Origin of the sequence: Enterococcus sp. DIV2453a, from assembly GCF_050533535.1 — a bacterium.
Lineage (GTDB): Bacteria > Bacillota > Bacilli > Lactobacillales > Enterococcaceae > Enterococcus > Enterococcus faecalis.
In genome coordinates this window covers 2,773,406-2,797,902 of sequence record NZ_CP172899.1, presented here as the reverse complement: position 1 = coordinate 2,797,902, position 24,497 = coordinate 2,773,406, and the positions used below count along the sequence as shown (strand labels likewise).

At 40.2% G+C, this 24,497-nt stretch carries 20 protein-coding genes; all 20 read left to right on the top strand.

The window, feature by feature from the left end:
- Nucleotides 1–327 precede the first annotated feature (327 nt).
- The 20 genes from IGK03_RS13490 to srlA all read left to right on the top strand — a co-directional run bounded on the left by IGK03_RS13490 (nucleotide 328) and on the right by srlA (nucleotide 24,481).
- Nucleotides 328–690, top strand: a complete 363-nt coding sequence (locus IGK03_RS13490; protein WP_010707913.1) for a hypothetical protein — start codon at nucleotides 328–330, stop codon at nucleotides 688–690.
- On the top strand, nucleotides 674–1,075 hold the full coding sequence (locus IGK03_RS13485; RefSeq protein ID WP_002363547.1) for an acetyl-CoA carboxylase biotin carboxyl carrier protein subunit: 402 nt from the start codon (nucleotides 674–676) through the stop codon (nucleotides 1,073–1,075). The genes IGK03_RS13490 and IGK03_RS13485 overlap by 17 nt, the downstream gene beginning before the upstream one ends.
- A gap of 29 nt (nucleotides 1,076–1,104) precedes the next feature.
- Nucleotides 1,105–2,220: a sodium ion-translocating decarboxylase subunit beta gene (locus IGK03_RS13480; RefSeq protein WP_002383526.1), complete on the top strand. Its 1,116-nt coding sequence runs from the start codon at nucleotides 1,105–1,107 to the stop codon at nucleotides 2,218–2,220.
- Between the two features lie 21 nt (nucleotides 2,221–2,241).
- Entirely contained in the window at nucleotides 2,242–2,376 is a 135-nt protein-coding gene (locus tag IGK03_RS13475) for an OadG-related small transporter subunit (RefSeq protein WP_002356001.1), read from the top strand.
- A 32-nt stretch (nucleotides 2,377–2,408) separates the two neighbouring features.
- Nucleotides 2,409–3,401 (top strand): [citrate (pro-3S)-lyase] ligase, encoded by a 993-nt coding sequence (citC, locus tag IGK03_RS13470; RefSeq protein ID WP_071646868.1) that lies wholly within the window; start codon nucleotides 2,409–2,411, stop codon nucleotides 3,399–3,401.
- Nucleotides 3,402–3,406: 5 nt separating this feature from the next.
- Nucleotides 3,407–3,715, top strand: a complete 309-nt coding sequence (citD, locus tag IGK03_RS13465) for a citrate lyase acyl carrier protein (RefSeq protein WP_002355999.1) — start codon at nucleotides 3,407–3,409, stop codon at nucleotides 3,713–3,715.
- Nucleotides 3,703–4,590: a citrate (pro-3S)-lyase subunit beta gene (gene citE / locus IGK03_RS13460; RefSeq protein WP_002355998.1), complete on the top strand. Its 888-nt coding sequence runs from the start codon at nucleotides 3,703–3,705 to the stop codon at nucleotides 4,588–4,590. Before citD ends, citE begins: the two co-directional genes overlap by 13 nt.
- A gap of 2 nt (nucleotides 4,591–4,592) precedes the next feature.
- Complete coding sequence (gene citF, locus IGK03_RS13455; RefSeq protein WP_002355996.1) at nucleotides 4,593–6,125, top strand: citrate lyase subunit alpha; 1,533 nt, start codon at nucleotides 4,593–4,595, stop codon at nucleotides 6,123–6,125.
- Nucleotides 6,118–6,654 (top strand): citrate lyase holo-[acyl-carrier protein] synthase, encoded by a 537-nt coding sequence (gene citX, locus IGK03_RS13450; RefSeq protein WP_002390266.1) that lies wholly within the window; start codon nucleotides 6,118–6,120, stop codon nucleotides 6,652–6,654. Before citF ends, citX begins: the two co-directional genes overlap by 8 nt.
- Complete coding sequence (locus IGK03_RS13445; RefSeq protein WP_002355994.1) at nucleotides 6,647–8,044, top strand: oxaloacetate decarboxylase subunit alpha; 1,398 nt, start codon at nucleotides 6,647–6,649, stop codon at nucleotides 8,042–8,044. The genes citX and IGK03_RS13445 overlap by 8 nt, the downstream gene beginning before the upstream one ends.
- 117 nt (nucleotides 8,045–8,161) lie before the next feature.
- Entirely contained in the window at nucleotides 8,162–9,346 is a 1,185-nt protein-coding gene (locus IGK03_RS13440) for an NAD(P)-dependent malic enzyme (protein ID WP_010707911.1), read from the top strand.
- The gene (citG, locus tag IGK03_RS13435) at nucleotides 9,343–10,212 is read left to right on the top strand and encodes a triphosphoribosyl-dephospho-CoA synthase CitG (RefSeq protein WP_033625231.1); all 870 of its coding nucleotides are present in this window, start codon (nucleotides 9,343–9,345) and stop codon (nucleotides 10,210–10,212) included. The genes IGK03_RS13440 and citG overlap by 4 nt, the downstream gene beginning before the upstream one ends.
- Before the next feature lie 741 nt (nucleotides 10,213–10,953).
- The gene (locus tag IGK03_RS13430) at nucleotides 10,954–15,918 is read left to right on the top strand and encodes an Ig-like domain-containing protein (RefSeq protein ID WP_202334937.1); all 4,965 of its coding nucleotides are present in this window, start codon (nucleotides 10,954–10,956) and stop codon (nucleotides 15,916–15,918) included.
- 232 nt (nucleotides 15,919–16,150) lie between these two features.
- The gene (gene mnmE / locus IGK03_RS13425) at nucleotides 16,151–17,548 is read left to right on the top strand and encodes a tRNA uridine-5-carboxymethylaminomethyl(34) synthesis GTPase MnmE (RefSeq protein WP_002355989.1); all 1,398 of its coding nucleotides are present in this window, start codon (nucleotides 16,151–16,153) and stop codon (nucleotides 17,546–17,548) included.
- 19 nt (nucleotides 17,549–17,567) lie between these two features.
- The gene (gene mnmG, locus IGK03_RS13420; RefSeq protein WP_002355988.1) at nucleotides 17,568–19,466 is read left to right on the top strand and encodes a tRNA uridine-5-carboxymethylaminomethyl(34) synthesis enzyme MnmG; all 1,899 of its coding nucleotides are present in this window, start codon (nucleotides 17,568–17,570) and stop codon (nucleotides 19,464–19,466) included.
- A 306-nt stretch (nucleotides 19,467–19,772) separates the two neighbouring features.
- Complete coding sequence (locus IGK03_RS13415; RefSeq protein WP_002386435.1) at nucleotides 19,773–20,513, top strand: hypothetical protein; 741 nt, start codon at nucleotides 19,773–19,775, stop codon at nucleotides 20,511–20,513.
- 253 nt (nucleotides 20,514–20,766) lie between these two features.
- Nucleotides 20,767–21,567, top strand: a complete 801-nt coding sequence (locus tag IGK03_RS13410) for an SDR family oxidoreductase (RefSeq protein ID WP_002355987.1) — start codon at nucleotides 20,767–20,769, stop codon at nucleotides 21,565–21,567.
- A gap of 15 nt (nucleotides 21,568–21,582) precedes the next feature.
- Nucleotides 21,583–23,445, top strand: coding sequence for a BglG family transcription antiterminator (locus IGK03_RS13405; RefSeq protein WP_202334936.1), 1,863 nt, complete (start codon nucleotides 21,583–21,585; stop codon nucleotides 23,443–23,445).
- Nucleotides 23,442–23,927 (top strand): transcriptional regulator GutM, encoded by a 486-nt coding sequence (locus IGK03_RS13400; protein ID WP_002355985.1) that lies wholly within the window; start codon nucleotides 23,442–23,444, stop codon nucleotides 23,925–23,927. The genes IGK03_RS13405 and IGK03_RS13400 overlap by 4 nt, the downstream gene beginning before the upstream one ends.
- A complete protein-coding gene (gene srlA / locus IGK03_RS13395; protein WP_002355983.1) occupies nucleotides 23,927–24,481 on the top strand; it encodes a PTS glucitol/sorbitol transporter subunit IIC in 555 nt (184 codons plus the stop codon). Before IGK03_RS13400 ends, srlA begins: the two co-directional genes overlap by 1 nt.
- Nucleotides 24,482–24,497: the final 16 nt, after the last annotated feature.

The following is a 24,497-nucleotide window of genomic DNA, read 5'->3' as shown; positions in this document are numbered from 1 at the left end:
AAATGTTTCACAGTATTCTGGTTTACAACAAAAAATATTTTTTGTGTTTGTCTATAGTGTGAGAATATACAAACTTTCGCAGAGAATAAATAGCCTAAAACAAAAAGAACATCAAAAAAACAATTCAACAATCAAATTCTTATTAATAACTTAATATAATATTAATAGAATCTTAACGGCTGATAAATGCTTATATACCAATGTTTACAGAGTTTTTTTCACAAAATAAACAATAAAAGAACAATCTGAGCTAGTGTTTTCACTAGGTTTTTTAACGGTTTTTTCTATAATGAACGTATACCAAGAATTAGTGAAAGGAGAGACAATATGGGCCTATTTAAGTCCTTATTCAAGAAAGAGCAACACACGCAGGATACCGAGATTAATGAAAGCGTTATCCGACGTGAAGCGGATAACTTGGAAAAGCGATGGATAGATATACCAGCATATATTCCTGCTGAGCCAAAAGAATATCAATTGGTAAGTATTGTGGCCACTGCCATCGCAGCAGGAGAGTTTCCAGAAAGTCGTTTTGTTATCAAAAAAATCGCAAAACGAAATCCAGAAGCAAAAGAAGTTGCCATTATTGCAGCCAGTATAGCTGCAGAGCTTTCAGAAGAGTCTCAGCTAGTTGTCAAAAGAATTTCAAAACAAAACCTTGAGGAGGATCATTATGTTACGCAAATTTAAAATTTCAATTGATGGGAAAGAATATTTAGTCGAGATGGAAGAAATCGGTGGCGTCCCACAACCAGCACCTGTTGCGCCACAACCAACAGCGCCAGTTGCTACGACAGAAACACCAGCCCCTGCTGTTGAAGAAGCCCCAGCGCCAGCAGCACAGCCAGCCGCCCCAGCAGGAGCAGATGCAATGCCTGCGCCAATGCCAGGAACTGTGTTAAAAGTATTAGTCAATGTTGGTGATACGGTGTCTGAGAACCAACCATTGTTAATTTTAGAAGCAATGAAGATGGAAAATGAAATCGTTGCAGGAAAAGCAGGTACGGTAACAGGAATTCATGTTACCCAAGGCCAAATTGTGAATCCAGGGGAACCATTAATAACAATTAACTAGAATTAATTTAAGAAGAGGAAGTGATTTGTGTGGAGACACTGATTCAAGGTGTTATAGGAATGGGCCAAGAACCAGGACGCATTGTGATGATGCTGATTGGTGGACTATTAATGTATTTAGGAATAAAAAAAGAGTATGAACCAACACTTTTAGTGCCGATGGGTTTAGGAACGATTTTAGTGAACTTTCCCAATTCCGGCGTATTGAGCGCTGGCGGCGAGCCAGGTCCGTTTAATGTTCTTTTTGATTTTGGAATAAAAACAGAGTTATTCCCGTTATTATTATTTATTGGGATTGGGGCAATGATTGATTTCGGTCCATTGTTACAAAATCCGTTTATGTTGATGTTTGGTGCCGCTGCACAGTTTGGGATTTTCTTTACAGTTATTATGGCTGTTTTATTAGGTTTTGATTTAAACGATGCTGCTTCGATTGGGATTATTGGTGCCGCTGATGGTCCAACGTCTATTTTCGTAGCAAATACCTTACATTCAAAATACATGGGGGCCATAATGGTTGCCGCTTACTCCTACATGGCGTTAGTTCCGATTATTCAACCAGTAGCGATTAAAGCAGTGACGACGAAAGCCGAACGTCGTATCCGTATGACTTATCGGGCTGGTGAAGTTTCTCAAACAGCGAAAATTCTTTTCCCGGTTGTTATTACGATTGTCGCAGGGTTAATTGCGCCGGTGTCATTACCATTAGTTGGTTTCTTAATGTTTGGGAACTTATTAAGAGAATGTGGCGTTTTGGATCGTTTATCCATTACAGCTCAAAATGAATTGGTAAATATTATTAGTATCTTGCTAGGACTATCTATTTCCGTTAGCATGAACTATGCAGAGTTCTTAAAAGTCGATACATTGATGGTTATTGGCTTAGGGTTAGTCGCCTTTATTATGGACTCAGTCGGCGGCGTACTTTTTGCTAAATTCTTGAATCTATTTAGAAAAGAAAAAATCAATCCAATGATTGGTGCTGCGGGTATTTCCGCTTTCCCAATGTCTAGTCGGGTCATTCAAAAAATGGCTACAGATGAAGACCCACAAAACTTTATTTTAATGCATGCTGCTGGTGCCAACGTTTCAGGACAAATCGCTTCTGTAATTGCTGGCGGCTTACTATTAGCCTTTTTAACATAGGACGGAAAGGAGAACGAATACATGTCTGTTAACATGGAAGATTTAAAAATTGCTTTTGAACTGTTAGGTTTTGGTTGGGGCGGCGTTTTCGTTGTTTTATTTATCATTTATCTAGCATCTAAATTACTAACAAAATTATTTCCAATTAAAAAATAAAGGAGGTTATTGCTGTGAGCAGCGTATATACAATGAAAAGAATCTGGTTGCAAAAAGATAAAAAAGCTTATCAAGCTTGGCGCGAATTAATGGAAAAAGCCGCATTGCAAACGACAGAAGCACTTGATTACACCGTTGGCATATATGATGACACAGCATTAATAGCCTCTGGCTCGCTTTCAGGCAAAACGATTAAGTGCGTGGCCGTTTGTAAAAAATATCAATCTGAAAACTTGTTAACCCAATTGGTGGTTCATCTACTTGAAAAACTGAGAGAAGAAAACCAATTACACAGTTTTTTGTATACAAAACCAAAAAATGAACAAATTTTTCAGTCGCTAGGCTTTCAAAAAGTGGTTGCGAATCAAGAGGTGCTATTTATGGAGCAAGGCAAACCAGATTTTGCCGATTATCTTGGTTACCTGACACAGCATAAAAAAGCAGGGCCAGCCAGTAGCATTGTCATGAATGCAAATCCTTTTACGAAAGGCCATCAGTACTTAGTCGAAAAAGCAGCCAAAGAAAGTCCACACGTTTATGTGTTTGTTTTATCTGAAGATAAATCGCTGTTTTCAAAAGAAGCACGTTTCGCAATGGTGCAAAAAGGGGTCGCCCATTTACCCAATGTGACAGTCCTATCTACAGAAGATTACTTAGTTTCGTCTGCGACTTTTCCTACCTATTTTTTGAAAGAAAAAGCGCCATTAGAGGTAGCTGCAATTCAAGCAACGCTTGATGCAACGTTATTTAAAGAAAGAATTGCGCCAATACTTGAAATTCAGCAACGTTATGTGGGAGAAGAGCCTTATTCAGAAGTGACCGATGTCTACAATCAAGCAATGCAACAAGTTTTCGGACAAACGATAACGCTAACCATTGTCCCGCGATTAGCGATTGATGGAGAGCTGATTAGTGCGACGAAAGTTCGCAAAGCGATGGCTGAAGGCGACAAAGAGACACTCAAGAAGTTTTTACCAGCAACAAGTTATCAATACTTAGTAGAACACAAGAAACTAATGAGGTGAAGAAAGTGAAGATTATCAAAAATGCTACTGCAGGGACAGTAGAATCAAGTGATATTATGATTACCGTCCAACCCATTGAATCAACAGAAAATACCATTGAATTAGAAAGTAGTGTCGAAAAACAATTTGGCAATCAAATTCGTCAGGTGATTACGACAACTTTGGAACATTTAGATGTCCAAGGCGTTGCGGTCAAGGCGATTGATAAAGGGGCATTAGATTGTACGATCAAAGCTCGGATGATTACAGTTTTACATCGAGGCGCTGAAAAAGAAACGTATGATTGGAAGGAGTTGGACTCATGGAACGTTTAAGAAGAACAATGATGTTTGTCCCTGGAGCGAACGCAGCAATGCTAAGAGATGCACCTTTGTATGGGGCAGATTCAATCATGTTTGATTTAGAAGATGCAGTTTCATTAAAAGAAAAAGACTCTGCCCGTGTTTTAGTCCATTCTGCTTTGAAAACTTTCGATTATGGCAATATTGAAATTGTTGTTCGGATCAATGCTTTAGATGCCGGTGGCGCAGAAGATATTGAAGCAATGGTCTTAGCTGGTGTCGATGTGATTCGTTTACCAAAAACAGAAACAGCCCAAGATATCATTGATGTCGAGGCAGTCATTACAGAAGTAGAACAGCAAAATGACATTCCCGTAGGAACAACGAAAATGATGGCTGCCATCGAATCGGCTGAAGGCGTTCTAAATGCGCCCGCGATTGCCAAAAGTTCAACTCGCTTGATTGGCATCGCATTAGGCGCCGAAGACTATGTTACCAATATGAAAACACGGCGCCATCCAGATGGCCAAGAACTATTCTTTGCTCGTAGCATGATTTTACATGCCGCTCGAGCAGCTGGGATTGCAGCTATTGATACGGTCTATTCAGATGTAGACAATACGGAAGGCTTTGAAGCCGAAGTTCGTTTGATTAAACAGCTAGGTTTCGATGGGAAATCGGTGATTAACCCTCGTCAAATCCCATTAGTTAATACTATTTATGCGCCAACAGAAAAAGAAATCCAGAATGCTAAGGAAGTAATCTGGGGCATTCGGGAAGCCGAAGCAAAAGGTTCCGGTGTTATCTCCGTAAATGGAAAAATGGTTGATAAACCAATTGTTGAACGAGCTGAACGGGTCATTGCGTTAGCATTGGCGGCTAAATTAATTACCGAGGAGGAAATATAGACATGGTAGTAAATAAAGTAGGCAAAGACATTCCTCAATCTTATGCAGAGCAATACGGCATTTATGAAGGAGAATTAGCACACATTGATGCTTATCAAGAAGCGAGCCGAGCAATTAAACCAGTGAAACCTCGGGAGACAAAACTTTTAGGAAGTATTCGTGAAGCAATTGAAAAAACAGGTTTAAAAGATGGCATGACCATCTCTTTCCATCACCATTTCCGTGAAGGAGACTATGTGATGAATTTAGTTTTAGCCGAGATTGCCGCCATGGGGCTGAAAAACATTTCGATTGCACCTAGTTCAATTGCAAATGTTCATGAACCTTTGATCGAACACATTAAAAATGGAGTAGTCACCAACATTACTTCTTCAGGTTTGAGAGATAAAGTAGGCGCCGCTATTTCAGCAGGTATCATGGAAAATCCTGTGGTGATTCGTTCACATGGTGGCCGGGCACGGGCAGTAGCAGCAGGCGATATCCATATTGATGTAGCTTTCTTAGGTGCACCAAGTTCAGACGCTTATGGAAATGCGAATGGAACCAAAGGAAAAGCTACCTGTGGTTCTCTTGGATATGCGATGGTCGATGCAAAATATGCGGATCAAGTGGTCATCATTACTGACACATTAGTACCATATCCTAATACCCCTATCAGTATTCCACAAACAGATGTTGATTATGTGGTAGAAATTGATGCAATTGGTGATCCAGATGGAATTGCCAAAGGCGCAACACGTTTTACAAAGAATCCCAAAGAATTATTGATTGCTGAATATGCCGCAAAAATAATTACACATTCTCCTTACTACAAAGAAGGCTTCTCATTCCAAACAGGAACAGGTGGCTCTTCACTAGCAGTTACGCGGTTCATGAGAGAACAAATGCTTAAAGATGGTATTAAAGCAAGTTTCGCTTTAGGCGGAATTACGAATGCAATGGTGGAACTTTTGGAAGAAGGCTTAGTAGAAAAAATTATTGACGTCCAAGACTTTGATCATCCATCAGCTATTTCTTTAGGGGAAAATGCCAATCATTATGAAATTGATGCCAATATGTATGCTTCACCGCTTAGCAAAGGGGCGGTTATTAATCAATTAGACACAGCTATTTTATCTGCTTTAGAAGTGGACACAGATTTTAATGTAAATGTCATTACTGGTTCAGATGGTGTTATCCGTGGTGCTTCTGGCGGACATTCCGATACAAGTATGGCTTGTAAAATGAGTCTAGTGATTGCACCACTTGTTCGTGGACGGATTCCAACAATTGTTGAGCAAGTAAATACAGTCGTTACACCAGGTACGAGTGTCGATGTCGTAGTAACAGAAGTCGGCATTGCAATCAATCCAAAAAGAACAGACTTAATTGATTGTTTTAAAACTTTAGATGTTCCTCAGTTTACGTTAGAAGAGTTGAAAGACAAAGCCTACAACATTGTTGGCACCCCGGAACCAATTAAATATGGAGACAAAGTCGTTGCGTTAATTGAATACCGAGATGGTAGTCTAATTGATGTGGTACGCAATGTTTAATGGGGAAAAAGTAACACTTTTAGAGATGTTGGATGCTCGCGAACAAAGAGCTGCCACACAGAAGGAGTTGTTAGAAACAGCACCAGAAGCTAGTCTCTTATCTGCCACAATGAATATTCCTGGAGAAGTGAAAAATTCGCCCACCTTAACGGCTGTTTTTTTAGAAGTAATTGACGAAGTCGAGCAACAATTGCTGGATCAAGTACCGATTGTTAATTTTTACCGGAATGAAAAGACAGGTCCTGAATATTATTTGGCGGTTTCGTTAGCCCCACAAGAATTAAAACAAAGAATGGTCAAAATTGAAGAAACACATCCTTATGGTCGTTTAGTGGACCTAGATGTTTTATGGGGAAATGAAGAACTAAAAAGCCTTCATCGAGGAGATTTAGGCTTGCCACCACGGCGCTGTTTTATTTGCCAAGAAGAGGCGAAAGTCTGTGGACGAAATCGACGTCACAGTCTTGAAGCAATGCAAGAAAAAATAACAGAAATAATTTTGACACGAAAGGAGCAGCCAAGTGAGTAAAAAAATTCGTTTTACAGAAACGGTGCTACGGGATGGACAACAAAGTTTAATTGCAACACGGATGCCAACCTCAGATATGCTGCCGATTATTAAAACAATGGACGAGGCAGGATTTCATGCATTAGAAATGTGGGGCGGGGCAACGTTTGATTCCTGTGTCCGCTATTTAAACGAGGATCCTTGGGAACGTCTTCGCCAAATTCGCAAAGAAGTTAAAAATACCAAACTTCAAATGTTATTACGAGGACAAAATTTACTAGGATATCGTCATTACGCTGATGATGTGGTGCGGGCCTTTGTCGAAAAATCAGTTGAAAATGGGATTGATATTATTCGTATTTTCGATGCCTTGAATGATGTCCGTAATTTACAAACAGCAATTCAAACAACAAAAGAAGCTGGCGGACACTGTCAAGCAGCGATTTCTTATACCACGAGTGAAATTCATACCATCGATTACTTTGTAAAATTAGCCAAAGAATTAAGTCAAACAGGAGCGGATTCCATTTGTATTAAGGATATGGCAGGCGTTTTGACGCCACAAACGGGTTTTGAATTAGTGAGCAAAATGAAAGATGCCATTGATTTACCTTTAGAGGTGCATACGCATGCGACTAGTGGTATTTCTGAGATGACCTATTTAAAAGTTGCTGAAGCAGGTGCGGATATCATCGATACAGCTATCTCTTCTTTCGCTGGCGGTACGAGTCAACCAGCCACAGAATCTGTAGCCATTGCGTTAGAAGATTTAGGCTTTGAAACAGGTTTAAATATGGAAAAAGTAACAGAGATTGCTGACTATTTCAATCCGATTCGTGATCGTTTTAGAAGTGAAGGCATTTTAAACCCTAAAGTTAAAGATACGGAACCGAAAACCTTGATTTATCAAGTGCCTGGTGGTATGTTATCAAACTTATTAAGTCAATTAACGGAGCAAGGTTTACAAGACAAATATGAAGAAGTTTTAGCTGAAGTACCTAAAGTAAGAGCGGATTTAGGGTATCCACCACTAGTTACGCCGCTTTCACAAATGGTCGGAACACAAGCTTTAATGAATGTGATTTCTGGGGAAAGATATTCCTTAATACCGAATGAAATCAAAGATTATGTGCGCGGAGAATATGGCAAATCACCAGCACCTATCGCAGAAGAGATTAAGCAAAAAATCATTGGGGATGAAGAAGTAATTACTTGTCGACCAGCGGATTTATTGAAACCAGAGTTGCATAGTTTAGAAAAGGAAATCCAACAATACGCAAAATCTGAAGAGGATGTCCTATTATATGCGATGTTCCCACAACAAGGAAAAGACTTTTTAGGACGTCGTGAAGATCCTTTTTACGATGTACCGTTACAGAAAGTGACAGTCAAACTTGACTTGCCAGAATAGAACGGGCAAGTGCTCCGCAAATGTATAAAGAAGCAAGGGTTTGAGCGACGATAACGGTTGTTCAAACCCTTGCTTCATCAAATAGAAAAAAGGCAGCCCGTGAAAGGAAGTGACAATGTGTTAGAAGAAGTTCTAGCAATTCATCAAAAAAATATTGGTGTGCTAAGTCTTGAAGCAACAGAAGCGGTATTAAACCATCATGATTTAGCCAAAATGTATACACCTGGTGTCGCAGAATTGAGTTTAATGATTGCCCAAAATCATGAATTAGCGCGCGAGTGGACCATTAGTGGTAAGTTAATTGCGGTTATTACAGATGGGTCAGCTGTTCTGGGTCTCGGCAATATGGGCACGCAAGCGGGCTTGCCAATTGTTGAAGGCAAAGCTTTACTTTATAAAAATTTGGCGGGGGTCGATGCTATTCCTTTAGCACTGGAACAAAAATCAGTTGACGAGATGGTTCAAACAATTGAAAATTTACAAAATAGTTTTGCAGGAATCCATTTAGAAGATATTTCTGCACCAAAATGTTTTGAAATTGAAGAAAAACTTCAACAACGTTTGAACATTCCTGTGTATCATGATGACCAAGAAGGCACAGCCATTGTCGTTTTAGCTGGGCTAATCAACGCAGCCAAAATTAAAGGAAAACCTTTAAATCAATTGCGTGTGGTGATTAACGGAGTTGGTGCTTCTGGTGTAGCGACCGCTAAGTTATGTATTCAAGCGGGAATTACGCATCTTACCTTAGTAGATCGCCAAGGTGTTTTAAGAGAAGAAGACCCGACATTGAATCCTTACCAACGTGCTTTGCTTCGACAGGTAATAAAACCATCAGTAGAAAACAAAGATTTAGCCACCGCTGTCGTCAATCAGGACGTTTTTTTAGGCTTATCAGAAGCGGATGTGCTAACGCCAGCCCTGATTAAATCAATGAACCAAGACCCAATTATCTTTGCTTTAGCAAATCCTAAACCAGAAATTGAACCAGCCCTCGCCCAAGCCAATGGCGTCCGTTTATTAGCAACTGGTTCTTCCAAATATCCGAATCAAGTGAACAACATTTTAGCTTTTCCAGGTCTTTTTAAAGGGTTATTGGCAGCGAAAGGCAGAAAAGTCGATGTCGGTTTGCAAATGACAGTAGCACGAAGCTTGGCCGCTATGATTTCAGAACCCACAGCAGAAAAATTCATACCTAATGTATTTGATGGCGGCGTAGTTGACACGGTTTTTAATGCTGTACTAGACTATATAAAACAAGAAAAGACCACGGCACAGAAGAAGGGACGTAAAAGGCAATGACAAAGCAAGCAAGGAGTAAATTAGCGCAGCAAGCACAATTGGCACTACTCTATGAAGTGACCTGTTTAAATAAACCAGGCTTGGTGGATCCAGTCGATGCAGGCGCCCATCAAGATATGGATGTTTTCACTTTTTTAGAAAGTAGTGTAGTTTTGACTCCTTATTTTGAAGCCTTCGTTCAAGCTGGGACAGAGCTACGTCATTTGCCGATTGAGGCAACATTTCGCGCGATTCGACAAGTTGGTTTAGAAGCAGAACGAGCGATGTTTGAGGCAACAGAAGGGATCAACACACATAAAGGAGCGATTTTTTCTCTAGGTATTTTTTTAGCTATCTGTGGTCGTCTAATGATTTGGGAGACCCCTTGCACCTTACAATTGTTTCAACAAACGCTTCAAACAATGACGCAAGACTTACTGGCCGACTTTGAAAACCTCGCTACGAATGAGCTAGAAAAACTAACTTGGGGTGAACGACTATTTGTTCAGCATGGCTTGACTGGAATCCGTGGTGAGGCGCAACAAGGCTATCCCGCTGTCTTTGAACAGGGAGTGCCTTATTATCAAAAACATCAAGGCACACAACAACAAAAACTCATTGATACGCTCCTTTATTTATCGCTCTATGTTGAGGATACGAATTTGATTAAACGAAGTCAAAATGTCCAAATTTTTGAAATATATCAACCGTTAATCCAGGAATATTTTGCTTTAGGGGGGACACAAACGTTACGGGGAACCCTTTGCTTAGAAAGATTGAATCACTTATTCAAAGAAAAAAATTGGAGTATTGGTGGCAGTGCAGATGCTTTAATTTTGGTGGTGTTTTTAGATAAACTAATGAAATTAAATTGGCTGACCCCTTAATTAAAAAGATAGTCACAACGCTGATTTGGTCAGTTATTTTGACCTTATATGCCTATGGAAAGGTCTCAAGAGAATTCAAGAAAGCGATTGACAAATACCACGAAACACAGTATATTTTATTACGAAATCATTCTTATCAGAGTATACAAATACGATGATAAACAGTTGAAGCGAATCTTGATTTGCTTTTCCTAAACCTGATTCTTTTAGAATCAGGTTTTTGTTTGTCTAAAAGGCGGCATTCGTTCAAAAACGGCTGTCGCCTTTTTTTATGAAATTTTTTTAATATAAAAAAATTCATAAAAAAAATCTTAAAAACAGAAAAAATTGTTATAGATTAGAGTCATTTTTTTGATGTAAAGTTTTTATGACTTACAGCCATAAAATTGATAAAAACAGTCAAAGAAGCAGAAAAAATAATAGTGGAATTTCTCAAAAAAATAAAAAAATTTTCCGTTATTTAATTATCGATTTATCAAACGATAAGTTATAATAAAATAATTTATTTATCTTTAATGATTGGGGAGAAACGTATAAACTTCCTCATTTTCCTCTCATTGTATAATAACTCACTAATGAATTAGTGAGTTTTTTAACATATTTAGGATGCTTGTTATCAAATGAATTTTTATATAAAAATTCACAGCATTATATTTTGAAAAGCTGAGGAAATGTACTAAACTGCAGGTGTTAAATCCATTTAAATCGCTAAAGGGGGAGATGAACAACTAGGGGAAGCTAATGATTTTGGTATTTATCGTTTATTTTAAAGAAAAGAGGGACGATCAGATGAAAAAGAAAATTGTTGAGGATTTTAATCGGAAAAGTCAGCATAAAAAATGGACAAAACGCAAGATGCTTAATTTAGCAATATCAAGTGGTTTATTATTTACGTCATTAGCAATCCCTGTAAGTATAGCTGTTACCTCTGGCACAATCAGTGCATCAGCAGCGGTCTTGGATATCGAACTATTATCAAATGTTACGTCAAATAATGACAGTGGCACTTCAACGAGTAATCGTTGGACAGCCGCAAACCAAAATCAACCAGTTAATTTCACGGTTTCTGGTGGCGCTTTAGCAGATGCTTCCGCTGTGTTTAGTGGACAAAAACAAGCGGTGTTAGTGGTTCCTCCTGAGTTAAGAGGAAATGTAGCTGCAGCAGGCAGCGCAGCAATCAATACCAACGTTACGATTGATCTTTCAAAAGTTACTTTTTTGACTGCCGTTTTGAATGCAGCCAATGATTTAACCAATGTCATTACTCAAATTACCAGTGGGGCTTTAGGGAATTTAACTGGTGTTGATATTGATTTGACGGAAGTGAATCGTCAGTTGGAATTAGTGAATAACATTGAAAACTTAGGTGCTGCTTCATTTACAGCTCCAGAAACGTTAGCAGCTGATGGCTCATACATTAGCGCACCAATTAGTGATGGTTTAGGGTTAGTTTTAGCCCAAAATGTTTCAAACATCTTACAAGATTTGAATGCGGCAGTTCAAGCTTTGGAGGCAAAAGGAACCAGTATCCCAAGTAATCTTGTCGCCGCAGCTATAAATGCAGCCTTGCTTCCTGTCAAAGGCACGGTGAACGTGGCTGTTTCAGGTGCTTTGCCTTTATTAGCGGTTGGTGGTTCAGGCGTAAATGAGTTAGTGGATGCTTCTTTACTAGGCGCAACCACGGTTACTTTACCAACTACCGTTTCAACACCTCAAAATTTATCCAATAATTTAGATGCTCGTTTTGTAGGAACAGTCGTTCAAACAGATCTTTTAGACGTTAATTTATTAGCAACAGCAGACGGTGTATCCAACATTTATTTTGCTGCAGGTACTACTAGTGAAGTAACCGCACCTACCGTAACAGGAGTAACAGGCAATTCAACAGCAGGTTACGAAGTTAAAGGAACTGCCGACGCCAATGCCACGGTTGAAATCCGAAATGCAGGAGGTGCCGTGATAGGTACAGGTACTGCTGATGGGACAGGGGCATTTACAGTTACCATTCCCGCAGGTGAAGCAGGCGCCAATGAAACGTTAACCGCCGTAGCGAAAAACGCCAGCGGTACAGAAAGTACGCCAACAACGTTCCAAACACCAGCGGATGAAGCAACCGTAACCGCACCAACAATCACAGGAGTGACAGGTAATTCAACGGCAGGTTACGAAGTTAAAGGAACTGCCGATGCCAATGCCACGGTTGAAATCCGAAATGCAGGAGGCACCGTAATAGGCACAGGTACCGCTGATGGGACAGGAGCGTTTACAGTTACCATTCCCGCAGGTGAAGCAGGTGCCAATGAAACGTTAACCGCCGTAGCGAAAAACGCCAGCGGTACAGAAAGTACGCCAACAACGTTCCAAACACCAGCGGATGAGACAACCGTAACCGCACCAACAATCACAGGAGTGACAGGTAATTCAACGGCAGGTTACGAGGTTAAAGGAACTGCTGATGCCAATGCCACGGTTGAGATCCGAAATGTAGGAGGCACCGTAATAGGTACAGGTACCGCTGATGGGACAGGGGCATTTACAGTTACCGTTCCCGCAGGTGAAGCAGGCGCCAATGAAACGTTAACCGCCGTAGCGAAAAACGCCAGCGGTACAGAAAGTACGCCAACAACGTTCCAAACGCCAGCGGATCCTAATACGCCCGTGGCGACGCCAATTGTTGAGACTGTAACAGGTAGTACAACAAAAGGCTATGAGGTCAAAGGGACTGCTGAAGTTGGCACCACCATTGAGGTTCGCGATGCAGCTGGCACGGTCCTTGGTACTGCAACAACTGGAACTGATGGAAAATATACAGTGACTTTAGCTCCAGGAACAGCAACAGCAAATCAAACGCTGAGCGTTGTAGCGAAAAACGCTAGTGGCACGGAAAGTCAACCAGCAACGGCGACAACACCAGCTGATGTCACTGCACCAACAGTTGATAACATCACAGGTAACTCTGGTTCGGGTTATGAAATTACAGGAACAGCAGACCCTAACACAACAATCGAAGTTCGTGATCCAGCTGGGGCAGTCATTGGTACAGGTACCTCTGATGCGAATGGTGATTTTACTGTCACACTACCAACGGGAACGACCAATCCTGGGGATACGTTAACAGTGATTGGAAAGGATAACGCGGGAAATGAAAGTCAACCGACTGAAGTCCTTGTTCCTTCTGATGCCACGGTTACAGCACCAACTGTAACAGGAGTAACAGGTAATTCAGTTGCTGGTTATCAGGTGACAGGCACCGCTGATCCGAATGCTACCATCGAAATTCGTGATGCAGATGGGAACGTGATTGCAACAGGGACTGCCGATGGGACTGGTTCCTTTGCTGTGAACCTTCCAGCTGGGACGGCAAATGCGAATGAAACATTGACAGCGTTAGCCAAAGATCCTGCTGGCAATACAAGTACACCGACAACCTTCCAAACACCAGCAGATGAAGTAGTGGCACCGCCAAGTGTCGACAAAGTAACCGGGAATACAACACAAGGATATCAAGTGACAGGTACCGCTGAACTTGGCACCACCATTGAAGTTCGTGCAACAGACGGAACAGTTTTAGGCACCGCAACAACTGGACCGACTGGCCAATATACTGTGACGTTAGCTTCAGGAAAAGCAACAGCGAAACAAACAGTGAATGTAGTTGCTAAAAATGATACTGGACTTGAGAGTCAACCAACTACAGCTATGACACCCGCTGATGTTACCACACCAACAATTGGTGACATTACTGGAGATTCAACAACTGGTTATGAAATCACTGGGACGGCGGACCCTAATACCACCATTGAAGTACGTAACCCAGATGGAACAATTATTGGTACAACGACAACGGATGATCAAGGAAACTTTACTGTGGACCTTCCAGCGGGAGCCGCTAATCCTGGTGATACATTAACAGTTGTTGGAAAAGACGGTGACGGCAATGAAAGTCAACCAACGGAAGTGACGGTCCCTGAAGATGCAACCGTGGCAGCACCGACTGTGACGAATGTCACAGGAACAACTGCTACTGGGTATCAAGTAACTGGCACGGCAGAGCCAAATGTCACCATTGAGATTCACAATGAAGCAGGTTTAGTTATTGCTACGGGAACGACTGATGGTGCTGGCGCCTTTACAATCACTCTTCCGACGGGCACAGCAACAGCCAACGAAGCCTTAACTGCCATTGCAAAAGATACTGCTGGGAAAGAAAGTAATCCGACTGCTTTCAAAACACCTGCTGATCCAGATGCACCAGTCGCGACACCTACTGTTGACAAAATCACTGGTAGCACGACAAAAGGCTATCAAGTAGTAGGAGCAGCAGAAGTTGGTACAACAGTCGAGGTGCGTGACGCCGATGGCACAGTCCTTGGCATGGAAACTACTGGAACTGATGGCAAATACACAGTGACTTTAGAGCCAGGGAAGGCCTCAGCTAACGAAACAATAACTGTCGTAGCGAAAAATGCAACAGGGAAAGAAAGTCAGCCGGCTACAGCAACTACACCAGCCGACTTAGCCACACCAACCATTGATTCTATTACCGGAAATTCTAGTAAAGGTTACGAAATCACTGGAACGGCGGAGCCCAAAACCACTATTGATGTCCGTGACGCAGACGGAACCATCATTGCTGCTACCACTGCTAACGAAACCGGCCAATATACGGTGACTCTACCAGCTGGCGTAGTGACACCAGGAGAAACGATTACGATTATTAGCAAAGATGGCGCTGGCAATGAAAGTCAACCAGCTACAGCCGTTATTCCAGCGGATGTTGTTTTAGTGGCGCCAACTATTACGAAGGTTGAAGGAAACAAAGCCAATGGCTATACAGTCACTGGAACTGCTGATCCAAATGTCACGGTTCAATTTTACAATAGCAGTGAACAATTATTGGCAAGTGGCAATACAACTACTGGAGGCACCTTCTCCGTTCATATTGCAGCAGGGTTAGCAACAGAAAAAGAAACGTTAACCGCACTAACCACAGATACACAAGGAAATGTGAGTCCTAAAACCACATTTATGACGCCAGCCGATATTACGGGAGAACCAGAAATTAAAATTGCGGCACCAACTGTTTCTTCAGTTTTAGGAACGTCTAAAGCCGGCTACCTCATCAAAGGAACAGCTGAACCAAACCGAATCATTCAAATTAGTAACCGACTATTAAGAAGTGTGATTGCTGTAGGTGCCACCGATGCTGAAGGCAACTTCGCTATCCAATTAACAGCGGGACAAGCGACTGCTCAACAAAGTTTACTTGCGACAGCTACCGATGGCGCAGGACATTACAGTACGGCTACAACCTTCATGACACCAGCCGACCCAACGAATCCTGGAGGAGGCAATGGTAACACTGGCGGAAATAACGGCAATACAGGCGGCAATACAGGAAACAATGGCGCAACTGGCGGGAATAATGGGAATGGTTCAAACACAGGTTCAAATCCAAATGGAGGTTCTGGTTTAGGCACAACAGGTTCTGGCTTAGGTTCACTAGGCAATGGCATCGGTACAAATGGTAGTGGCTACCACCCTAAACTAAGTACCATCAGTTATGGCACTGGAAATCACGGGAAAACAGGCTTCTTACCTAGCACAGGTGAAAAAGAGTCTTCAGCCGTGACAACAAGTTTGTTTGGCGCCTTTGTCGCACTCCTTGCGAGCATGGGAATCATCAAACGCAAACGTAAAAACTAGCTCTCTCCTTTAATTCCTATAGATGAGAAAACGTATTGTTGAGAATTCCCCACTCAATGATACGTTTTCTCGTTCCATTTAATGAAGAAAAATTGCCAAATAGAATAAAATGTGCTATTCTATTTTCAGAAAATCGAAGGAACAAGCAGTGAAAGTGCTAAATCCAACCTGAATTTTTTAATGCAGGAGGAGTGGGCGCTTTTTTTGTTGTTATGAAGAAAGGAAGCTAATTATGCAATCAGCTACAATGGAATTTGATACAATTGCGGCGATTTCTACGCCGCCGGGTGAAGGTGCGATTAGTATTGTTCGTTTAAGTGGCGAGCAAGCAGTTGCTATTGCAAACAAAGTTTATCGGTCAGGCACTAAAGATTTAGCTAAAGTCCCCACGCACACGATTCATTATGGTCATATTGTTGATCCGCAAAACGATCAATTGATTGATGAAGTCATGCTTTCTGTGATGCGGGCACCGAAAACATTTACACGAGAAGACGTGGTAGAAATTAACTGTCATGGCGGCATTGTCGTGGTGAACCAATTATTGCAATTACTGTTACGTGAAGGCGCACGAATGGCCGAACCTGGGGAATTTACAAAACGTGCTTTTCTAAATGGCCGAATGGATCTTTCACAAGCAGAAGCAGTGATGGACTTAATCCGTGCTAAAACGGATAAAGCGATGAATGTTGCATTGAACCAATTGGATGGTAACTTGTCGGCGTTAATTCGTTCATTAAGACAAGAAATTTTAAATACTTTAGCACAAGTAGAAGTTAATATCGATTATCCAGAGTATGATGATGTCGAAGAATTAACCACGAAATTACTTTTAGAAAAAGCCGAATTTGTGAAAGCGCAGATTCAACAATTATTAACGACCGCTAAACAAGGAAAAATTTTGCGAGAAGGTCTAAGTACTGCAATTATTGGCCGACCAAATGTCGGGAAATCCAGTTTGTTAAACCATCTGTTACGAGAAGAAAAAGCCATCGTTACAGATATTGCTGGAACGACACGTGATGTCATTGAAGAATACGTTAACGTTCGCGGCGTTCCTTTAAAATTAATTGATACAGCGGGGATTCGCGAAACAGAAGACATTGTGGAACGAATTGGTGTCGAACGTAGCCGCAAAGCGTTAGCAGATTCGGATTTAATTTTGTTAGTCTTAAATCAAAGCGAAGAATTGACAGAGGAAGATCGTCAACTGTTGGAAGCAACGAAAGGCTTAAAACGCGTTATTCTTTTAAATAAAATGGACTTACCGACAAAACTGGATCCTAACGAATTACAAGAATTAGTCCCTGCAGAAGAAATTTTATCTGTTTCGGTGTTGTCAAACACAGGCTTAGACCAGTTAGAAGCGAAAATTGCTGATCTTTTCTTTGGCGGCCAAACAGGCGAAAAAGATGCTACCTATATTTCTAATACACGTCATATTGCTTTGCTAGATCAAGCAGCGCTTTCGTTACAAGAAGTGATTAACGGCATCGAAGCAGGTATGCCAGTCGATTTAGTTCAAATTGATATGACCCGTTGTTGGGATTATTTAGGCGAAATCGTCGGCGATAGTGTCCAAGATGAATTAATTACACAGTTATTTAGTCAATTTTGTTTAGGAAAATAAGACAAGAGAGGAATTTTTTATGAATCAATATCAAGCAGAATCATATGATGTTATTGTCGTCGGTGCTGGACATGCTGGCTCTGAAGCAGCCTTAGCAGCCGCACGAATGGGCGTTAAAACGTTACTTTTAACAATTAATTTAGATATGGTTGCTTTTATGCCATGTAACCCTTCTGTTGGTGGACCTGCCAAAGGAGTCGTTGTCCGAGAAATCGATGCATTAGGCGGCGAAATGGGTAAAAACATTGATAAAACCTACATCCAAATGCGGATGCTAAATACTGGTAAAGGTCCAGCAGTGCGTGCGTTGCGCGCGCAAGCCGACAAACATGCCTATGCGACAGAAATGAAACATACCATTGAAAAAGAAGAAAATTTAACCCTTCGTCAAGGGATTGTTGAAGAATTAATCGTGGAAGATGGCGTTTGTCGTGGTGTTGTAACTTCAACAGGTGCCGCATACCGTAGTCAAGCAGTGGTGATTACTGCCGGTACTGCCTTGCGTGGCGAAATTATTATTGGTGAATTAAAATATTCTTCAGGACCAAACAATTCGCAACCTTCCGTTGGTTTAGCCAATCATTTAAAAGAATTAGGTTTAGAAATCGATCGCTTTAAAACAGGAACGCCGCCACGAGTAAAATCAAGTACGATTGATTATTCTGTGACAGAGGAACAACCAGGCGATAAAGAACCCAACCACTTTAGTTACAGCACGCCAGATAGTGCCTACAATCAAAACCAAGAACCTTGTTGGTTAACTTATACGAATGAAACAACGCATGAAATTATTCAAAAAAATCTACACCGCGCCCCAATGTTTACTGGGATTGTGGAAGGTGTGGGCGCTCGGTATTGCCCATCCATCGAGGACAAAATTGTTCGTTTTGCAGACAAACCAAGACACCAATTGTTCTTGGAACCAGAAGGGTTGAATACCGAAGAAGTTTACGTTCAAGGCTTATCTACTTCTTTACCAGAAGATGTCCAAACAGAAATGCTTCATTCTATTGAAGGATTAGAAAAAGTAGAAATGATGCGTACAGGTTACGCCATTGAATACGATGTGGTAGTCCCTCACCAATTACGCCCAACATTAGAAACAAAGGTTATTGAAAATCTTTATACAGCAGGTCAAACGAACGGAACTAGTGGCTACGAAGAAGCTGCTGGTCAAGGCTTGATGGCAGGAATTAATGCTGCATTGAAAATTCAAGGCAAAGAGCCTCTTGTTTTAAAACGTAGTGATGGCTATATTGGCGTCATGATTGACGATTTAGTTACAAAAGGCACTAACGAACCTTATCGCTTATTAACGTCACGTGCGGAGTATCGTTTGATTTTACGACATGACAATGCGGACTTACGTTTAACAGAAATGGGTCATGAAATTGGCTTAGTCAAAGAAGAACAATATGCCGCCTATCTAGTCAAAAAAGCGGCTGTTGAAGCGGAAATTGCCCGCTTAGGCAAACATCGGATTAAACCAACCAAAGAAGTGCAAGCATTTTTGGAAACCAAAGGCGCTGCTGGCTTAAAAGATGGTATTTTAGCTAGAGATTTTCTGAAACGCCCAGAAATCAGTTATCAAGAAGTCGCTCAATTTATTCCCGCACCTGAAGAGGCGCTTGATCCAAAAGTGATTGAACAAGTAGAAATTCAAATCAAGTACGAAGGCTACATTAAAAAAGCCATGGAAAAAGTTGAGAAACTAAAACGCATGGAAGCAAAACGCATTCCAGAAAACATCGATTACCAAGCGATTAACGGCTTGGCTACAGAAGCAAAACAAAAACTACAAAAAATCCAACCAGAAACGATTGCCCAAGCAAGCCGTATCAGCGGTGTGAACCCCGCTGACATTAGCATTTTGATGGTCTACATCGAACAAGGAAAAATCGCGAAAGTGCAAGGATAATAAGTGAAAAAAGAAAGTTGCTATTTAAATGGTGTAGTTAAACTCAAAAATTAATTTTTTTTGATTTAACTTTTAAATGCACTAGCATAGCAGCTTTCTTTTTGTATGGATGAGTTTTATTGTAGTTAATTTAGTTTGAATAGAAAAAATAAACAAGCTAACTCATAGAAATAATTATATTTTTAACATATATTAGAATGTTCTTGATTTATATTAGTGGAAAAAGTAACATATAAGTGATCACAATTATCTGAACAAAAATAAAAGTCAGGGGAGAGAAGTTTTGTGTTGAGTAAAAAATGGTATATGGGGATATCTTTATTATTATTGATTAGTTTGACTGCATGTGCATCTAATAGTGAAAGTACTGGTTCAAAAAAAAGTTCAGAAGAACCGATAAAAGTGACAAACAGTTCGAGTGATTCGCAGAAAACAGAAGATTCATTGCCAAAAATAATGAATAAATTAGCAGCTAATGGCCAGTCGGTTGATGAAATCTATGTAACGGGAGATATAACTGTGGGGAATGATGCTACAGTAAAACCTGGTATTTATGATTTAGAAGTTACTGGTGGACGTGGTAATTTCACAGGAACTAGAAAAGATATTAACGGATTATTTTTTAATTGGGTCTTGGGTACACCTGATTCAGGTGCAGATTATGCTTCAAAAGTAAGATTAATTTTATTTGATGGTGATGTGTTAAGTTTTAGAAATATATCTAAAATCAAACTAAATGCTGTACCAGAAAAAGTTACAGAAGCTACAGAGTTAGGTATTGGCGAATATATAGTGGGAAGAGATGTACCTGCTGGAAAATACAAATTGAGTACAAACATGGAAATGGATCCACAGTTTGCTAATTTGGGTTGGGATTTAGATATATATAATGATAATGAAGGAAATTCTAGGTCGCAAAATTTTAATCCTGGGAATCAAGATGTAGCAATTGAGTTAAAAGAGGGAGAAATTATTTCTACTTCTTTCTACAACTCTAAACATGATGTACCGACCGACACAGCAAAATTAATTTTAACAGCAGTATAAAGTTGGAATATTTGGAAATAGCTACTTATAACTCAGTTTAGTCTACATCGAACAAGGAAAAATCGCGAAAGTGCAAGGATAATAAAAATTTGAAGCAGTTGCTTCTTCACGGATAATTGATTGTGAAGAAGCAACTGCTTTTTTGTTTTGAATTAGTCTACTCTTTTTTCTAAGCTGCAAAAAAAGACTGTCTTAAATAATTTCACAAACTGACCTATACTGAAAGCGCAAACAAATGATAGGAGTGGAACAAATGACAGATTGGTTAGGAATTAAAGGAAAAGTAGTGATTGTTACAGGAGGCTCATCTGGTATTGGTCGCAGCATTGTTGAAAGCTTGTTAGCACAAGAGGTCTATGTCGCTAATTTTGATATTTCAGCATCAGAAACGCAACATGAGCATTTACTCTTTGTGAAAGTCGATGTAACTTCTCGAGCAGAAGTAGAAGCGGGTGTCGCTCAAGTGGTGGAAAAATTTGGAACCGTAGATGGCCTAGTAAATAACGCCGGAATCAATATTCCTCGTCTATTGGTGGATAAAAATCATCCTCATGGGCCTTATGAATTATCGGATGAGGTATTCGACAAAATTGTAGCCATCAATCAAAAAGGGCTCTACCTAATGAGCCAAGCAGTGGGCCGGATTCTTGTACAAAAACAAGCAGGTGTCATTATTAATATGTCTTCAGAAGCTGGATTAGAAGGCTCCGAAGGGCAAAGCGCCTACGCTGCAACGAAAGCAGCGGTCAGCAGTTATACACGTTCATGGGCTAAAGAGTTAGGAAAATCAAACGTCCGTGTCGTGGGGATTGCGCCAGGCATTATGGAAGAAACGGGCTTGCGCACTTTAGCATACGAAGAAGCATTGGCTTATACACGAAACATTTCTGTGGAGCAATTGCGAGCAGGTTATTCAAAAACAAGTACGATTCCATTAGGTCGTAGCGGAAAACTCCATGAAGTCGCTGACTTAGTATGCTATTATTTATCAGACCGTTCAAGCTATATTACAGGCATCACCACAAACGTAGCTGGAGGTAAAACAAGAGGATAGAGGTGGGAAAACTAAATGACGCTAGTAAATAGATGGTACCAAGTAATAAAATTACTAGTTGATCACAAAGGAATGAGCTTACAGGAATTGCAAGAAAAATTAGCCGCAAGTCCTCAAACAGTTCGTAAAAACATTGATACATTGAATGATGAATTAATCGGTATCGCCCAAATTATTCAGAAGGAAAATCTCTTTCAGTTAGAAATCAATAACTTTGAAGGTTTTGAAGAGGTTTTGTCTGGACGGCTAAAAAGGGAATCTGATTTTAATTCTTCAAGCAAGCGTGTTTCCTACATTATCAAACGATTAATAGAAGAAGATCAATTTATTTCAACTTATGATTTATCCGAAGAACTCGCCGTTAGTCGCGGCACAGTTAATAAAGACATTAAGCGCATGAAAGAGCTGATTACTCCGTGGCAGGTTGCTGTTGTAGGTACGCCAAACCGTGGCATTCATTTAGAAGGAAAAGAGTTTGATTTACGCTTACTTCATGTGAATTACGTCCAAGAATATTTTGAAGAACAGTTTCTTCATGAAACTACCAAACAAATGATACAAAAAATAATCAAAGAAACAAGACTAGCAAAACAAGATAGTTTTCTTTTACGAAGAGTGGTTTCAATTGTTTTGCAGCGTGTTTTAGCTGGAAAACTCATTACGGAACTACCACCAGAATATGTTGATTATGTTCGTCATAACGAGCAGATTGAAGAACTGATGTATCACTTGGAAATAACCTATAATGTAACGTTAAGCCAATGGGAACGTTCCTTTATCAGCTTTCCTTTTAACATCAACACAAACCATATTCGTAACTCTTTATTGACTGATGAAGGACTCTTAGCTGACTATTTTCAAAAAATGATGAAAAAAATTCATCATTCAGTTGTTGTTGAATTTGATGAGGACTTCTTGTTTTCAGAAATGAAAGATCATTTAAGAAACGTGATGAATCGACTCGTTTTTCATGTGGAATGTCACGATTTATTTTATGGAGAAATTGAACGACAATATCCTTTGGCCTATGAATTAGCCAAGATTGGCTTGCAAGAATTGGGCCGTTTGTTAAATCGTTGTGTGCCGACGGTTGAATTTGGATATCTCGCTTTGTATTTTGAACTAGCATTGAGAGGGAACTATGAAGCGGGAGCCAAAAAAGAAATTGCTGTAATCTGCAGTACAGGTCATGGAACGGCCTTGATCATTCAGCGGCAATTGGAAAAAGTTTTGGGTCCAGACATCCAGATTGCCCATTTTTCTGAAGAAGAGGCAGAGAGAAGAGAATTGAATCAATATTTTGCTATTTTTACAACCATTCCCTTAAAAAATATTCGACCACAAACACCGATGATCCATTTAACTAATTTATTTAATGATACTTGGCTCAGAAATGAGTGGCAGAGAGCAAAAGAAATTCGTTCCGTGGAATCTCAAAATATTCATATGACCTATCAATTATTAGAGAATACTCAAGGTTACCGAGCGAATATCCAGAAAATGATTGCTGATTTAGAAGCAGAAAAATTAGTAGATCCTCAATTTATCGAACGAATTTTTACTAGAGAAGATCAACAAACAACTATTTTTGAATCGGGGATTGCCTTTCCCCATACAATTAATCAAGCCTTACCAACGATTATTTTATCGATTGGGGTTTTTGAAGAATCACTGGTTACACCAGAAGGTAAAGTTGATGTTATTTTACTGTTGGGTATTCCAGAAGAGCTGACTGCCACTGTTGAAGCAGAGTTACTACAACTATATGACCGCTTGTTTACAATCGCAGGAGACGAACGTTTACGTAATGAGTTACGGAAGCAACGAGATGTTTTAGCGGTTAAAGAGTGGATGCAAAGGAAGGGGATTATCATATGAGTTTTATCTACGTATTCGGGGCGCTTTTTTTAACAGCTTACTTCGTTCAGATAGCTATGGGAATGAAACAGATTAAACACTTTAATCAAAACTACCAAGAATTGCGACAATTAGGGAAAGTCGCGATTGGTCGACGTGCAGGGAAGTTAAAAGCAGGCACGATTATCTTGTTTGCTGTGGATTCGCAAGGGAAAATCTTAGCCGCTAGAAAGATGCAAGGTGTCACTGTTCTAGCTAAATTTCATCCCTTACCTCAGTACGTGAACGAGGATATTCATTATATGGATCATTACCATCCACTCGTACAAAAGGAAAATAAATTAACCCAACAAGCGATGGAAAATGCACGAGAAATTTACTTACGTGTTGAGCTTGGCAATTATCAAGAAACACAACCATTAACGCCGCTTAATGGAGCCAAAATTCAATGGCAATTATGGAAAAATAAAGTACAAACAAAATTGAAAGGAAGTGTCGAGTAATGTCTTATATTACAAAATTTGCGGAAGGATTTATGCACCTTTTCCAAACAGGAGCAGAAACATTTATTTCTTGGATGACAGGCATCGTACCTGTTGTTTTGATGTTAATGGTAGCTATGAATACTTTAATTGCTTTTCTAGGAGAAGAAAGAGTAACCAAGGTAGCCAAACTTTCTGCCAAAAATCCTGTTACGCGATATTTAGTGCTGCCTTTTTTATCCGCTTTTATGTTAGGCAATCCAATGTCCTTTACGATGGCTCGATTTTTACCAGAATACTATAAACCTAGCTATTATGCTGCACAAGCGCAATTTTGTCATACCAGTAATGGAGTTTTTCCTCATATTAATCCTGGTGAATTGTTCGTTTGGTTAGGGATTGCGCAAGGGATTGATACGTTAGGACTAAATTCGATGGACCTAGCGATTCGCTATATGTTTGTAGGGATATTAATGAATTTTATTGGCGGTTGGGTTACCGATTTCACTACCGCCTATGTTTGCAAACAACAAGGAATTACCCTTAGTAAAACAGTAGAGATTGCTGTGGATTAGAAAGGAGCAAGGTGAG

Bases quoted from the DNA above. Each gene is read 5' to 3' on its own strand.
- citE (WP_002355998.1), top strand. From the start codon at position 3,703: ATGGAACGTTTAAGAAGAACAATGATGTTTGTCCCTGGAGCGAACGCA.
- IGK03_RS13400 (WP_002355985.1), top strand. From the start codon at position 23,442: ATGAGTTTTATCTACGTATTCGGGGCGCTTTTTTTAACAGCTTACTTC.
- IGK03_RS13430 (WP_202334937.1), top strand. From the start codon at position 10,954: ATGATTTTGGTATTTATCGTTTATTTTAAAGAAAAGAGGGACGATCAG.
- srlA (WP_002355983.1), top strand. From the start codon at position 23,927: ATGTCTTATATTACAAAATTTGCGGAAGGATTTATGCACCTTTTCCAA.
- IGK03_RS13485 (WP_002363547.1), top strand. From the start codon at position 674: ATGTTACGCAAATTTAAAATTTCAATTGATGGGAAAGAATATTTAGTC.
- mnmE (WP_002355989.1), top strand. From the start codon at position 16,151: ATGCAATCAGCTACAATGGAATTTGATACAATTGCGGCGATTTCTACG.
- IGK03_RS13405 (WP_202334936.1), top strand. From the start codon at position 21,583: ATGACGCTAGTAAATAGATGGTACCAAGTAATAAAATTACTAGTTGAT.
- IGK03_RS13490 (WP_010707913.1), top strand. From the start codon at position 328: ATGGGCCTATTTAAGTCCTTATTCAAGAAAGAGCAACACACGCAGGAT.
- IGK03_RS13410 (WP_002355987.1), top strand. From the start codon at position 20,767: ATGACAGATTGGTTAGGAATTAAAGGAAAAGTAGTGATTGTTACAGGA.
- citC (WP_071646868.1), top strand. From the start codon at position 2,409: ATGAAAAGAATCTGGTTGCAAAAAGATAAAAAAGCTTATCAAGCTTGG.
- IGK03_RS13475 (WP_002356001.1), top strand. From the start codon at position 2,242: ATGTCTGTTAACATGGAAGATTTAAAAATTGCTTTTGAACTGTTAGGT.
- citF (WP_002355996.1), top strand. From the start codon at position 4,593: ATGGTAGTAAATAAAGTAGGCAAAGACATTCCTCAATCTTATGCAGAG.
- mnmG (WP_002355988.1), top strand. From the start codon at position 17,568: ATGAATCAATATCAAGCAGAATCATATGATGTTATTGTCGTCGGTGCT.
- citG (WP_033625231.1), top strand. From the start codon at position 9,343: ATGACAAAGCAAGCAAGGAGTAAATTAGCGCAGCAAGCACAATTGGCA.
- citX (WP_002390266.1), top strand. From the start codon at position 6,118: ATGTTTAATGGGGAAAAAGTAACACTTTTAGAGATGTTGGATGCTCGC.
- IGK03_RS13415 (WP_002386435.1), top strand. From the start codon at position 19,773: ATGGGGATATCTTTATTATTATTGATTAGTTTGACTGCATGTGCATCT.